This is a genomic window from Thermoanaerobacterium butyriciformans (assembly GCF_017874545.1).
GTDB lineage: Bacteria > Bacillota > Thermoanaerobacteria > Thermoanaerobacterales > Thermoanaerobacteraceae > Thermoanaerobacterium > Thermoanaerobacterium butyriciformans.
Genome location: NZ_JAGGLT010000008.1, coordinates 40,151 through 55,222 on the forward strand (window position 1 = coordinate 40,151; position 15,072 = coordinate 55,222).

The following is a 15,072-nucleotide window of genomic DNA, read 5'->3' on the forward strand; positions in this document are numbered from 1 at the left end:
ATAAATTTTAAGCCTCGTTTACCACCTCCCACAAATTATAAACTTTAAATTATCTCCTTTACTGAACTGCGAATAACAAGCTGCGTATATAGCTTTATATCTTCGTATGGTTTTTCAGGATTATTCATCCTGTACAAAAGCTGATTGACAGCCTTTTCTCCAAGTGAGCTTTTAGGTATATCTATTGTCGTAAGTCCAGGATGAGAATAGGCGCTCATTTCAATATTGTCAAATCCCACAACCGAAACTTCCTCAGGTACTTTTACACCCAGATCTTCCAAGCTTCTCATAAATGCTAATGCAATTTTATCATTGGCACAAACCCAGCCGGTAGGAAAATCTTCAGTTATAGAAATTTTTCTTTTAAAATATTCTGGATCTCTGAAAAATTCAGCACCTTTTAGATTTATGTCAAGCCAAACATAATCGCTGTCAACATACATTCCCAGCTCTTCCATACTTCTTACATATGAGTAATACCTCTGTCTGAAACTGAAGGCCCACTCATTATTGCCTATGAATCCTATCTTTCTATGTCCATTATCGTAAAGATATTTTACTGCTTTATATATTCCATTTTCATTTGCTGTATTTATATAATCACAATCAATTGCATTGCTGTAATGGTCTACAACAACAAATGGTATTTTTGTTGCTTTAACCTTTTTAATAAATTCATCATTCAAAGTACCTACTATTATGATTCCGTTTGTGGTATCTTTCGTAATTGTACTAGGAATGCTTAGATTTTCTTCACCTTCTACATCAATACCTGTAATGCTTAATTTCAAATTATTATTTCTGGCGGCACTTTCAATGCCATACAGGACATTGGACCAAAAAGTTGACTCAATAAGGAAGTCCGCTCTGCAAAGTATGGTTACATTTAATATCTTATTAGGAATGTCTTTTATCTTTTTGTATCCCATCTTCATTGCTGTCTCCAATATCCTGCTTCTCATTTCTGCACTTACACCTTCAGCACCTCTCAGTGCTTTGGATACAGTATTTTTCGATACGCCTATAACTTCAGCAATATCTTGTAAGGTTACTTTTTTCACATTTATCACCTATATCCGTTTGATTTGTACTTTATTTTTTTACTTAATTTAAGTATAATGTAACTTTTATTTAGTGTCAATACGATTTTAAAATTTGATTTGTAGAAATCGTATTGTATTTATCGTATAAAATATAAAAAAATTAAAAGATAGACTGGCTATTATCTAGCACAGCCTATCTTGCCTTTTCATTTAAAAGTATTTACTATTTTATACACCAATTTACGCACTCATGTAACGTCTTCAAAAACAACTCGTTTAATAGTCCATCTTCCCTGTGGGCAGGAGTCAAGCAGCATACTTTGCCTTTCCCAAAGTGATGATACCATCCTGCTATGGATTGTCCGTCTTTAGAGAAGGAACGCAAAAATACATTTGTATCATTTTCTTCGCATTTGACAAAATAATGTTCATCAACAAACTCAAATGGCTCGATGGCACTTTCAAATTCCCCTAGCATATCTTTTTGCGGTGCGTACTGTACAACATCGTTTTTTTCAGGATGATGTAAAAAATATCCCTTTAGCATTTTATTGTATTCTCCATCTTCCGGATATGATGATAGACCAGAATGCCATGCAAGCCAGCTTCCGCCGTCTTTTACGTAGTTTACTATTTCTTTTTCTATCTCTTCTGTCATCCAGAGGTCAACACTCTCCGATTGCGGATTTAATCTATTTTCTTTAAATAATACTACACAATCAGGTTTTGATTTTAATTCCTTTTGTAACTCATCAATGTCTATAAATCTAAGATTTACATCGCCAAGATTATTTATAGCTCTATGTAGAGATCTTTTTATAATTTCCTCATTGTGGTAAAAATCACCTAAAATCGCAACTATCTCTTTCACAATATCACCCCTTTTTTATAATTTCATCGGCTGTCCTTTAAAATCTATAAAAAACTGGTTGGCATCAACTTTAATGTCTCCTTCTATAATTTTCATGATTCCTTCTGCAGAAATCTCAGGACTTAATGGAGCCGATGTTCCGCCCATGTCTGTCTTCATCCATCCAGGATGTACGGCGTAAACTCTCCCTTTGTAGTCCTTCATGGCATCTTTTAGCTGTGCCGTAAAGAAATTTAGTGCTGCCTTTGATACAGCATACGGATAATCACCACCATAAGCATTTGCAAAACTTCCAGCTTCCGAGGATATATTAATTATCACCTTATCTCTGCCCTTTTTTAATAACGGCAGAAAATATTTTACAACCATCATTGGACCCATCAAGTTGATTTTAAGTGTATCTTCTAAATCAGTATAATCTAAATCTTCTATTTCTTTTCCTCTTCCTTTTAATATACCTGCATTGTTTACTATAACATCTAAAGAATCCTCTTCTTTGCTTACATGTATAGCTGCTCTTTTTATAGATTCTTCATCGCTTACATCCAATTCAATTAAGTTCATCTTTTTTTCATATCTATCCTTTAAAGCTTTTAATTCGGATGCAACATCATTGATTTTTCGAATTCCTGCATATACTTTATGGTTATTTAAAAGTGCTTTTTCGACTAAGTGTCTTCCAAGTCCTCTGTTAGCACCTGTTATCAATATGTTCATATTGATGCCTCCTTGGCAACTTCATTTAAAAATTCTCTAAAAGCTCTATGATTACCTTTAACTTCGAAAAAGTATCTATGTAAGCATATCTTCCACCTTCGTAATCGCCTTTTTGGACTAGGCTCATCTCATTTTTCTCTAATGCTTTTATCTTTTCATCCATGTCTTTTACTTGAAACGCTATGTGATGTACACCTTCCCCGTGTGTATCCAAAAACTCTCTCCAAGTGCTTATGTTTTCATCTGGCTCAATAAGCTCTATTTGAAGCTGACCCATATCAAAAAAGGCAAGCTTTGCACGAGCATCAGATGGTTTCCCATTAAATTCAGCATGTGACTTCTCGTAGCCATCTGTCCAATTCCACTTAGGCTTCTCAACTCCAAAAAAGTCTGCATAAGTCTGTGATGCTTTCTCAATGTCTTTTACTATTATGCCTATCTGTGTGACGATATTAGTGCCTAACAAATTCTTATCCATAATTTCATCCCCCTATGAAAATTATTTTAAATGTATTCAAAGGATTTTCTCTCAATATTTTAAGAGAAAATTCCACATAAATCAAAGTTCAATAACGATTTCTTCACTATGCTCAAAAAATGTCATTAAAAAATATAGAAGTAAATCACGTTTTTGTAACCTTAATTTTAAACTTAACCATCTACTTAGATTATACACCATTTATGATTTTTTTCTAAAACAAAAAAAGGAGATAATCTCCTTTTAAACAATGCTATCTTATTAGTATTTCCTCGATTTTATCATTTATCATCTCTTTTATCATTAGCAAATATTCAATGTCGCACTGCTCTTTACCGCACAAATCCTTATTTAGTACGCCTTCTGAGTATTTGTATCTTTGCAGTACATATCTTTTGCAAACAGATATCATATTTGCTATAGATAAAAAATCATCTGTAGAAAGCAATTTTTTATTTACAGTCGTCCTGAATTCATAATCTATTCCAGAGTTTTTAATTAAATTAATGCTTTTTACAATTCTCTCTATATCTTCATTGTTTTTTACGAATAAACCGTATTTATTTTTAGGTGCTTTTACATCCATAGCAATGTAGTCCAAAAGATTATCATTAAGCAAATCTTCTATTACATTAGGCCTGGAGCCATTTGTATCCAGCTTGACGCTGAATCCCAAATCTTTTATTGTTTTAATGAAGTTTTTCAAGTCTTTCCAAAGTGTAGGCTCTCCGCCTGTTATGCAAACGCCATCTATGAGATTTTTTCTTTTCTTTAGATAATCTATAAATTCTTCTTCACTTTTTATAGATTTCTGCAAATCAATCAATTGGCTGTTGTGACAATAAGGACAGGTAAAGTTGCATCCACTTGTAAAAACAGTAGATGCAACCTTTCCAGGATAATCTACCAACGACACCATCATGTAATCATACATCATATTACAAATTCCTTCCTGTCTGCAAATTCCTTTTTCTTGCCTTCATTCCAGTTTTGAAGTGGCCTATAGTAGCCAACAACTCTGCTGTATACTTCGCATTCATTGCCACATTGCGGACAGTTAAAATGCTCTCCAGATATATAACCGTGGTTGTCACATATTGAAAATGTGGGTGTAATGGTATAATAAGGAAGCCTATAATTGTATGCTATCTTCTTTACTAGTTCTTTGCAGACTTTAGGATCGCTTATGCTTTCACCGATAAATCCGTGAAATACAGTCCCACCTGTGTATTTTGTCTGCAGTTCATCCTGCAAATCAAGAGCCGTAAATATGTCTTCGGTAAAGTCGACAGGAAGCTGTGTAGAATTCGTGTAATACGGCACATCATCACCTGCTACTATTATACCTTTGTACAATTCTTTGTCTTTCTTTGCTAATCTATATGATGCACCTTCTGCTGGTGATGCTTCCAAGTTATAAAGATAATTTGATTCCATCTGATATTCTTCCAGTTTATGCCGCATAAAATCCAATACTTCTATAGCAAAATTTCTTCCTTCATCGCTTGTTATGCCGACACCCATGAAATTTAAAAGTGCTTCATTCATGCCAATTAATCCTATTGTATTAAAATGATTTTGCCAGTAAGAACCAAACCTCTTTTTTATATCCCTCAAGTAAAACTTTGAGTATGGGTATAAACCCATTTCAGTCATATTCTCAAGTACCTTTCTCTTTATCTCTAGGCTCTTCCTAGCTACATCCATCTGCTTTTCTAATCTTTTGAAAAATTCTTCTTTTGTCTTTGATAAAAATCCAATTCTAGGCATGTTTATCGTTACAACACCTATCGATCCAGTAAGAGGATTTGCACCAAAAAGTCCTCCACCCCGCTTTCTCAGCTCTCTATTGTCAAGCCTTAGGCGGCAGCACATGCTGCGAGCATCTTCAGGATTTAGATCGCTGTTGACAAAATTGCTGAAATAAGGAAGGCCGTATTTTGCAGTCATCTCCATAATTTTATCTATAACAGGGCTTTCCCAATCAAAATCTTTTGTAATATTGTATGTCGGTATAGGGAAAGTAAATATCCTTCCATTTGCGTCACCTTCCATCATGACTTCAGCAAATGCCATATTTAACATATCCATTTCTTTTTGAAATTCTTTATATGATCTATTCATGGCTTTGCCGCCAATTATTACAGGCTCATCAGCTAATATATCAGGAACAACGAGATCCATCGTTATATTTGTAAATGGAGTTTGAAAACCTACTCTAGTTGGGACATTTATGTTAAATATAAATTCCTGCAATGACTGCTTTACTTCTTTATACGACAGCTTATCGTAATATATAAATGGAGCTAAATAAGTATCAAAATTAGAAAATGCTTGTGCACCTGCAGCTTCACCTTGAAGCGTATAGAAGAAGTTCACTATCTGGCCCAAAGCTGACCTAAAATGCTTAGGTGGCTTGCTCTGAACTTTTCCCTCTACACCAGTAAAACCCGAAATAAGCAAATCTTTCAAATCCCATCCGCAGCAGTATACTGATAAAAGGCTTAAATCGTGGATATGCAAATCACCATTTACATGTGCGTCTCTCACTTCTTTTGGATATATCTTATTCAACCAGTAATTTGCTGTAATCGTGCTTGCTATATGGTTATTTAACCCTTGAAGTGAGTAGCTCATGTTGCTGTTTTCATTTACTCTCCAGTCCAATTTGCCTATATATTCATCTACCATCTTCTCAATGTCCATAAACATATTTTTAAATTCTCTTATGTCTTGGTGCTGTTTTCTATATAAGATATATGCTTTTGCTGCTTTTGCAAAGCCACCCCTTATCAAAAACTGCTCAACTATGTCCTGAATCTGTTCCACATTTGCATGTCCATCAAAATTTTCTTCTATGTACTTTGTGACTTCATCCGCTATCATAATAGCTTCATGGTATTCTCCTTCATCAACTGCTTTAAACGCTTTATAGATTGCATTAGCTATCTTTTCCTTGTTGAATTCTTCTTCCATACCATTTCTCTTTATAACCTTCATAATGTTTTCCAATTTAAACCCTCCATTAAATTATCTTTTGTAAAAATAATCCCTTCATGAAAGCTGCACCGTATTTACCCATTTAATTAAATAAGCACACATATCTGAAATTTTTTAATTTTAACTCTATATATTGTGTATATAAATATCGCAGCATCAATATATAGTATATCATTGTTATATAGGTACGTCAATACAAATATAAAAAAACATTTCCACATTCATCTCCAGTTTAATTGATTAGTACAACATAAAAAGGTGGAGCATTTAAACTCCACCTTTATTTTTGCAATATATTTGCAATTTTTATCTAAACAAAGACGCAAATACCAACGTGATAGTGCTTATAAGTTTTATCAAAACGTGCAAGGAAGGACCTGCCGTATCTTTAAATGGATCACCTACTGTATCACCTACGACACCTGCTTTATGAGCTTCTGACTTTTTGCCACCGTAATTACCTAATTCAATATATTTTTTAGCATTATCCCAAGCACCGCCGCCATTATTCAGGAACAACGCCATTATTACACCAGATATAGTGCCAACCATCAAAAACGCTGCTGCAGATTCTTTGCCAAGTAAAATCCCCACTAATATAGGCGCAACAACGACTATAAGGCCAGGGATAACCATTTCTTTCAATGCGCCTTTTGTAACAATGTCCACTGTTTTTGCATAGTCTGGCTTTGATGTGCCTTCCATTATGCCTGGATTTTCTTTAAATTGCCTTCTTACCTCCAGTATGACGTATTGGGCCGCTTTGCCAACAGCCCTTATAGCTGTGGAGCTGAAGAGAAATACTATCATAGCACCTATAAATGCTCCTATGAAAACCTCAGGTTTACCTATATCTACAGCAAACCAGGAATCGATAGGTTTACCGAGTATCTTCTTTACTTCATCAAGGTATGCAGAGAAAAGGAGGAAAGTAGCTAAAGCTGCAGATCCTACTGCATAACCTTTTGTCAAAGCCTTTGTCGTATTTCCACATGCATCAAGTCTATCTGTCACAAGCCTTACTGACTCAGGTGCTTCAGACATTTCAGTGATTCCACCGGCATTGTCAGTGATAGGTCCAAATGTATCCATTGCTAATATATAAGCAGTTGTTGATAACATTCCCATTGTAGCTATAGCAGTACCATAAAAGCCTGCTGTTGCTATATTAGGAAGTGCAAGCTCACCAAGCCTATATGCAATAATTATTGCTGCTGAAATAAACAGGACTGGAAGTGCTGGTGACTCCATACCTACTGAGATACCAGTGATAATGTTTGTCGCAGCACCTGTTGTTGAAGCCTTTGCGATTTCTTGAACTGGTCTTTTGCTCATAGATGTGTAGTAATTTGTCAAAAATACAAATACGTAGCTTAAAAGTATGCCTGCAACGGCTGCACCGTAGAGAAGTAAATAGTTGACTTCAGTACCATTTGATAAATGTCCTGAAAGCATAACCTTTACTGCAAAGAAGAGAACAATTAGATTTACTATTGTCGTAATAAAATATCCTTTGTTTAAAGCTATCATAGGATCTTTTGATTCGTCTTTTGTATTTACAAATACAATGCCGATGATGGAAGCAATGATACCTATAGCACGTGCTACAAGCGGAAATAGTATGCCTTTTAAGCCAAAGACAGGATACAAGCCTACACCCAATATCATTGCACCTATATTTTCAGCGGCTGTTGACTCGAAAAGGTCAGCTCCTCTTCCGGCACAGTCTCCAACGTTATCGCCAACCAAATCAGCGATTACTGCAGGATTTCTTGGGTCATCCTCTGGAATACCTGCTTCTACCTTGCCGACAAGGTCAGCACCTACGTCAGCAGCTTTTGTATAAATACCACCGCCTAGCTGTGCAAACAATGCTACAAATGAAGCACCAAATCCAAAGCCTACTATCAATGATGGAGCATTTTTAACCAATTCCTGTTGTCCTGAAGCTCCGCCATATGCAAAGAACAAAGTAGCAACACCAAAGAGAGACAGCGCAGTCACTGCAAGGCCTGTCACCGCCCCTCCTCTTAAAGCAATTTGCAATGCTTTATTAAGACCTTTTCTTGCACCACTTGCTGCTCTGACATTTGAATTAACTGCCATGTACATGCCTATGTAGCCTGATATAGCTGAGCACAAAGCTCCCGATATAAAGGCCAATCCTACATGCCATGCATAGCTAATAGCAGCACCTGCTCCCTCTGATTGATGACCGTAATAATTTGCTATTATGATTAAAACAGCCACAATCAAAGCTAGCACTGTTATCGTTTTATACTGCCTGTTTAGAAAAGCCATTGCACCTTCCTTTATGGAGTCTGAAATCTGCTGCATCTTCTCGTCACCTTTATCTTGTGTAAAAATAAACCTAATAAAACCAATGATGGCAAGAGCTGCAATAATAACAACTCCATAGATTAGAAATAGATAGGAATTCAATTAGACCATCTCCTTTAATATTTAATTAATATATTTATTTAAGTATTATTTCTACAAACATAAGAAAATTCCTCCATGTTTTTTTATAAATTATTTAAAATTTTTAATGACCAGTCAGCATACAAAAACAAAAAAGGTTAATAGCAAATAAGTGCTATCAACCTTAATTTTATTTTTATTGCACATCAAACAAATCTTTCAGTTTTTCCTTGCTCTCATCGCTAACAACGCTTAAAACCTCATCGCCAGGCAAAATATACGTACTGCCATTTGGCAACAAAACTTTATTACTTCTGACTATCGACATTATCACACAGTTACCAGGAAGCATCAAATCTTTAATCATCTTATTTGCAGCCTTTGAATCTTTCTCCACCATGCTTCTGACAATGGATATTTTCCCTTCTGCAAGATTCATTACAGTCGTAAGCCCGCTGATTTCTGTCTCCTCTTCAATTAATTTTGCAATAATTCTGGCACTGCTGACGGCTGCATCAATGCCCATATCCCTTGTAAAAAGCCACTCATTTTTTGGATTGTTTATCCTAGATACTACTCTTGATACACCAAATTCATATTTGGCAAGCTGACATATTATAAGATTATCTTCATCATGGCCAGTTGCCGCAACAACTATCTCAGTACCGATAATCCCTGCCTTTTTTAATGTATCTGAATTACAGCCATCTCCAACTACAATATTGCACTTTAATTCTCTTTTAAGTTTTTCAATTCTAGACTCATCTTTTTCAACAACAACGACTTTCTCATTTCTTTCCTCCATCAATTGAGCTAGGTATGAACCTAATCGTCCAGCACCAACAATCATTATCGACATATCGTAACCTGCTATTTGGAAACTTTATTGCATTGTTCCCGTCAGGTTCTTTCACCTCCTATTAAAATCTCTACGACATAAGCATTTGTTTTATCTTTGTCTTCCCGAAAGCTGTTAAAGCTATAAATATTTTATCGCCTTTTTTAAAAGTCGTACTATGCGTTGGTATAAGTGCTATGCCGTCTCTTACTATGCTGACTACATTTATTTCAGATGGTATAGCTATATCTCTTACATGACGGCCATCCAAGAATGCTGTCGCTTCCGTTTCAATTATTTCTACTTCACCACTTCCAAACGACGATACTCTAAAAAGATCAGGATGACATATCAAATCTTTTATCTTATTTGCGCCCCACAAAGTAGGTGAAACCGTATTTATACCCATTTTTCTGTATATTTCCGCTCGAATAGGATCGTATATCCTGGCTACTATCGTTGGAATTTTAAATTTCTTTTTTGCAATCAAAGCTGTAACAATATTTGTATTATCGCCATTAGTAGTAGAAGCAACAGCATCAGCATGTTCAATGCCAGCTTTTATTAAAGTAGCTTTGTCAAATGCAATCCCCTCTATAAATTCGCCTTTAAAAGACGACTTCAATCTTTTAAAAGCATCTTTGTCTCTATCTATAACAGCAACATGATTACCGTCAGAATCTAATATCTGAGCTAACTCAGCTCCAAGCCTGCCACATCCTGCAACAATTATATTCATAAATCAGGCTCATATAGAGCCATTCACCTCCTTCTGATTTGATGCGATTTTCCTGCGAAGTATATATTTCCTTATCTCCTCTGCCCCAATAAGTATCGGCATAAATGCTACGTAAAACAACCAGTGCTTTAATGAAACTGGGTATGTGTCAAATATTTTTTGCAAAAACGGCACATATATAAGCAATGCTGTAAGTACTATTTCAAATACTACACCAATATTTAATAATCTATTTTTAAAGAAACTGACGCTAAACATAGAAGCAACTTCAGTGCGGCAGGCAAACACATTAGCCACCTGCATAATAACTATCCCTAAGAAGCTCATTGTAGCAGCTTTTCTTGCCAGTGGATCTGTCAGTGGAAGCGTCTGGCCCCAGTGCCAACCTCCGCTGTACAAAACCCAAAAATAACCTGATAGAACTGCTATCGAGCTAATTATTCCTAGTAAAACATACCCTCTTAGGAATAGGGACAAGTTTAATAATTTTTCTTTAGGTGATCTAGGGGGCCTATCCATAACACCCGGTTCAGGCGGCTCAACTCCAAGTGCAAGAGCCGGCAGCGTCTCCGTTCCTAAATCTATTGCTAATATTTGCATTACCGTTATTGGGACAGGAATATTAAATAGAGAAAACAGTATATAAGGTATAGCCTCTGGTGTCAAATGCGCAAAAATGTATGTTATAAATTTCCTTACGTTGTCGTAAACCGCTCTACCTTCTTCAATAGCATTAACTATGCTAGCAAAATTGTCATCTGTCAAGACCATAGTTGCAACTTCCCTTGCAACATCAGTACCTGATTTGCCCATCGCAATACCTATGTCAGCCCTTTTCAATGCAGGTGAGTCATTAACCCCGTCACCAGTAACAGCAACAACTTCACCCATCTCTTTTAATGCAGCAACAACTTTCATTTTGTGCTCTGGAGCAACTCTGGCAAATATGATTTCTTTATTCTTCAATTCTTTCTTCAAATCTTCATCTGACATTTTATCAAGTTCATTGCCAGTTATTATCCTTGGTCTAGGTCCTTTTACTATGCCAATTCTCCTAGCAATAGATTCTGCTGTTAATCCGTAGTCACCCGTTATCATGATAATCTTTATGCCAGCTTTATGAGCCTGCTTAACAGCCAATTCAACTTCAGGCCTCGGCGGATCCATCATAGCTACTAATCCGACGAAGATTAAGTCAGTTTCTGTATCTTCTACTGTATATTCTTTATTCTCATTATCCATTATTTTATATGCCATTGCAAGTACTCTAAGTCCTGATTCAGCAAATTTGTCATTCTGTTTAACTATGTTGTCAATATCCGGCTGTTCTAGTTTTTTAACACCATCGTCGCTTAAAATGTAATTGCAAACTGAAAGTGTTTCTTTTGGTGCACCTTTAGTAAATACGTAGATTTCTTTCCCATACTTATGAATAGAAGTCATCCTTTTTCGCCTGGAATCAAATGGAAGTTGAGATATCCTTGGATATTCCCTCAACATTTCTTCTAATGTAAATCCTGCTTTCTCCGCCAGTACCACCAATGAACCTTCTGTTGGGTCACCAATTATACTCCAAGAAGGATTCTCATCCGTAGGCCTAACTAACCGGCTGTTATTGCACAGCAAACCTATTTTTAAAAGCAATGACAGATCATTAGGAAGATTTTTGACATCTATCTTTTTGTCATCCACATAAAAATCGCCTTTCGGCTCGTATCCTACACCGCTTACATTGTAAAATGAAGCTTTAGTCCAGATTTCTCTGACTGTCATCTCATTTTGCGTTAGCGTACCTGTCTTATCTGTACAAATGACAGTCGCTCCACCCAATGTCTCAACACTGGAAAGCTTCTTCACTAAAGCATGTCTTTTTGCCATTCGCTGTACACCCATGGCAAGTGCTAATGTAACTGTCGGCAGCAATCCTTCAGGAACATTAGCAGTAATAATGCCTATTGCAAACATAAATGTATCAACTAAGGACCTTCCCATAAATAAGCCCAAGAGGAAAAAGAATACACCCATCACAAGAGATAAAAGTGCAATAACCTTTGCAACTCTCGTCAACTGTTTTTGAAGTGGGCTCTGCTCTACACTTATTGTCTGCGTTAAAGAGGCAATTTTACCAAATTGAGTATTCATGCCTGTTGCATAAACTACTGCCGTTCCAGAACCAGATGCTACATTTGTTCCCATAAACACTATATTTGGTGACTGCAACAGTGAGACATCTTCATCTAAAACTACATCAGATGTTCTTCTAACAGGCTCAGATTCTCCAGTCAATGCAGCATTAATAGTCCGCATTTCAAAAGCCTCTATAAGTCTAGCATCAGCCGGCACGTGATCGCCTTCTTCAAGGTAAATCAAATCACCAGGTACTAACTCCCGTGCTAAAATTTGCTCCTGACGACCATTTCTTATCACTTTCACATACGATGGCAACATCTTTTTAAGGCTTTCTGTAGCCTGCTCTGCCTTAAACTCCTGCCAAAAACTGAATAAAGCATTTACAATTATGACAAGTATTATTGCCCAACCAAGCTGCGGCATGCCACCTATAAAGGAAAGTATGCTGGCTATCCAAAGAAGTATCGCCAATAAATGTGTAAAATTTGCTATGAATCTAGACAGCATTGATGATTTCTTGACTTCTTTTATTTCATTGTATCCATATTTCTGAAGCCTCTCATTTACTTCGTCTGTAGAAAGACCCTTTATGGATGTGTTCAGTTCACTAAATAGTTCATCTTCTGTCATTCTAAATATATCATCAATCTTCAAAGCAGCAAACCTGTATTAAACAGGTTTCACACCTCCTTATAATTTAATATGTTCTCTATATAAAAATTCGCATGGAACGACAAGTTCATAACGGCATAAAAATCACCTCATACATTTTTCTCCAGTATAACATTATTAATTGACATATTAAAGCTTTAATTTAGCCATATAAAGCTCAATTAAAGCTATACATTTTCATTCATTCGATATCTATTATATATTTTGTCTATTAATCTCGATTTATTGCATGAATGCTTAATCATGCAAAATAAAAAAATCAACTATAGAAAAATACATCTATACTTATTAGCATTAGATTTACTATAGTTGACATTTTATTAATCTTTCATTCTCCTTCAAAAATAATTATGTGCTTTATTAGAACATATAAATGTAAATTTTGAGGTACACTTAAAATGTTCTAATTAAGCACAAAGGTGATTAATATGAAATTAATACTCGACAATGATAACCGAAATATTATTGGACCTCGCTTAAAAGCTATAAGACTAAAAAACAAATTAACCCAACAACAATTATCTGCAAAACTAGAAACAATGGCAGTATACATAGATAGAGCAAGTATTTCTAAAATTGAGCAACAAAAACGCATCGTTACCGATTTTGAATTACTTGCTTTATCTGAAATACTTAAAGTGAGCCCTAATTGGTTGTTAGGACTGGAAAAATAATTTTTGTTCTTTATTAGAACATTATATCATTTGTTTTATTTTTTGTAAATCAATTTTATTTCCATTACGCTATATTGAATTAATAAAGTTACTACACTATAATTATAGTAGCAGTAGAAATTAAATAAAATCCAGATGAAAATAGCGAGAGACACCTATTATGGTGGCCGAAGGAGCAATATGAAGTGTGTCATGGCTTCATAAAATCTCTCAGGCAAATTAATCGCTATTTGATGGGACTCTGGAAAGCCGTATGGCACCGATGGGGCAATACCTTTGTGTAGAAACTCTCAGGTCTAGAGACAGAGGAATATGATGACATTTGTCTTCATATTCCTTTTTTATTGACAAATTCACTTAGGAAGGGATGATCCGGTTGGATAGCCTTAAAAAAACCCCATTATACGATACACACCTGAAATACGGGGCAAAGATGATAGAATTTGCAGGTTTTTCAATGCCTGTACAGTATGAAAGTATACTTAAAGAGCATGAGGCTGTTAGAAAAAATGCAGGCCTTTTTGATGTATCACACATGGGTGAAATAATAATAGAAGGTAAAGACTCTGAAAAATTCATAAACTACATGGTTACAAATGACATTACAAAAATTAGTGCCTATCAAGCGATGTATTCCCCTATGTGCTATTCTAATGGCACAACAGTAGATGATTTATTGGTGTACAAATTTTCTAATGAAAAATACATGTTAGTGGTCAATGCTAGTAACATAGATAAGGATTACAACTGGATAATTGAGAATAAAAGCGGCTACAATATTGATGTAAAAAACATATCAAATGAGATTTCTGAATTGGCATTGCAGGGTCCTAAGTCTCAAGAGATACTTGAAAAAATGACAGAGTACAACTTGGACAACATGAAATACTACCACTTTGACAAAATCAATCTAGATGGAGTAGATTGTTTGATCTCAAGGTCAGGTTATACAGGCGAAGATGGTTTTGAGATATTTTTGAAAAATGATTATGCCCAATCAATGTGGGAAAAAGTCTTGGCTGTTGGAGAGGAATTTGGAATTAAACCTGCTGGTTTAGGTGCAAGAGATACATTAAGGTTTGAAGCAGGTCTTCCTCTTTACGGCAACGAGCTTTCAGAAGATATAACCCCATTTGAAGCTGGATTAGGTTTTTTTGTAAAATTAGAGAAAGATTTTATTGGTAGAGATGCTCTTTTTAAACAAAAGCAAGAGGAACTTAAAAGAAAGATAGTAGGTTTTGAAATGATAGATAACGGCATACCCCGCCACGGCTATGATGTATACGCACAAGGTGAAAAAATCGGATATGTAACTACAGGGTATCAATCACCTTCCTTAAAGAAAAACATAGGCATGGCATTAATAAAAAGTCAATTTGCCATCAATGGCAATGAAATAAATATAATAATACGCAATAAGCCTTACAAGGCTTTTGTGACAAGCAAAAATTTTTATAAGAAAAATTACAAAAAATAGGAGGTTGTTTTT

The 15,072-nt window shown here is 35.5% G+C and carries 12 protein-coding genes and 2 riboswitches; of the genes, 2 read left to right on the top strand and 10 right to left on the bottom strand.

Annotated elements, in window-relative coordinates; all coding sequences use genetic code 11:
- Window positions 1-44: 44 nt before the first annotated feature.
- From J2Z80_RS04655 to J2Z80_RS04700, 10 genes are all read right to left on the bottom strand, one after another.
- Window positions 45-1,061, bottom strand: coding sequence for a LacI family DNA-binding transcriptional regulator (locus J2Z80_RS04655; protein WP_209453357.1), 1,017 nt, complete (start codon window positions 1,059-1,061; stop codon window positions 45-47).
- 205 nt (window positions 1,062-1,266) lie between these two features.
- Complete coding sequence (locus J2Z80_RS04660) at window positions 1,267-1,914, bottom strand: ThuA domain-containing protein (RefSeq protein ID WP_209453358.1); 648 nt, start codon at window positions 1,912-1,914, stop codon at window positions 1,267-1,269.
- A 15-nt stretch (window positions 1,915-1,929) separates the two neighbouring features.
- Window positions 1,930-2,631 (bottom strand): SDR family oxidoreductase, encoded by a 702-nt coding sequence (locus tag J2Z80_RS04665; protein ID WP_209453359.1) that lies wholly within the window; start codon window positions 2,629-2,631, stop codon window positions 1,930-1,932.
- Window positions 2,632-2,656: 25 nt separating this feature from the next.
- Window positions 2,657-3,109 (bottom strand): VOC family protein, encoded by a 453-nt coding sequence (locus tag J2Z80_RS04670; RefSeq protein WP_209453360.1) that lies wholly within the window; start codon window positions 3,107-3,109, stop codon window positions 2,657-2,659.
- A 253-nt stretch (window positions 3,110-3,362) separates the two neighbouring features.
- Window positions 3,363-4,046, bottom strand: coding sequence for an anaerobic ribonucleoside-triphosphate reductase activating protein (locus J2Z80_RS04675; protein WP_209453361.1), 684 nt, complete (start codon window positions 4,044-4,046; stop codon window positions 3,363-3,365).
- Window positions 4,043-6,121, bottom strand: coding sequence for a ribonucleoside triphosphate reductase (locus J2Z80_RS04680; RefSeq protein WP_209453362.1), 2,079 nt, complete (start codon window positions 6,119-6,121; stop codon window positions 4,043-4,045). The genes J2Z80_RS04675 and J2Z80_RS04680 overlap by 4 nt, the downstream gene beginning before the upstream one ends.
- 294 nt (window positions 6,122-6,415) lie before the next feature.
- On the bottom strand, window positions 6,416-8,551 hold the full coding sequence (locus J2Z80_RS04685; RefSeq protein ID WP_209453363.1) for a sodium-translocating pyrophosphatase: 2,136 nt from the start codon (window positions 8,549-8,551) through the stop codon (window positions 6,416-6,418).
- A gap of 175 nt (window positions 8,552-8,726) precedes the next feature.
- Window positions 8,727-9,389 (bottom strand): potassium channel family protein, encoded by a 663-nt coding sequence (locus tag J2Z80_RS04690; protein WP_015312061.1) that lies wholly within the window; start codon window positions 9,387-9,389, stop codon window positions 8,727-8,729.
- Window positions 9,390-9,459: 70 nt separating this feature from the next.
- Window positions 9,460-10,107: a potassium channel family protein gene (locus tag J2Z80_RS04695; protein ID WP_013298397.1), complete on the bottom strand. Its 648-nt coding sequence runs from the start codon at window positions 10,105-10,107 to the stop codon at window positions 9,460-9,462.
- 9 nt (window positions 10,108-10,116) lie between these two features.
- The gene (locus J2Z80_RS04700; protein ID WP_209453364.1) at window positions 10,117-12,891 is read right to left on the bottom strand and encodes a cation-translocating P-type ATPase; all 2,775 of its coding nucleotides are present in this window, start codon (window positions 12,889-12,891) and stop codon (window positions 10,117-10,119) included.
- Between the two features lie 446 nt (window positions 12,892-13,337).
- Here J2Z80_RS04700 and J2Z80_RS04705 point away from each other — a divergent pair, with 446 nt between their 5' ends.
- Both J2Z80_RS04705 and gcvT read left to right on the top strand, forming a co-directional pair.
- A complete protein-coding gene (locus tag J2Z80_RS04705) occupies window positions 13,338-13,583 on the top strand; it encodes a helix-turn-helix domain-containing protein (RefSeq protein ID WP_209453365.1) in 246 nt (81 codons plus the stop codon).
- 135 nt (window positions 13,584-13,718) lie between these two features.
- Window positions 13,719-13,819, top strand: a riboswitch (glycine riboswitch).
- Window positions 13,820-13,822: 3 nt separating this feature from the next.
- A riboswitch (glycine riboswitch) is annotated at window positions 13,823-13,891 on the top strand.
- Window positions 13,892-13,959: 68 nt separating this feature from the next.
- Window positions 13,960-15,060, top strand: coding sequence for a glycine cleavage system aminomethyltransferase GcvT (gcvT, locus tag J2Z80_RS04710; RefSeq protein WP_489884378.1), 1,101 nt, complete (start codon window positions 13,960-13,962; stop codon window positions 15,058-15,060).
- The last annotated feature ends 12 nt before the right edge of the window (window positions 15,061-15,072 follow it).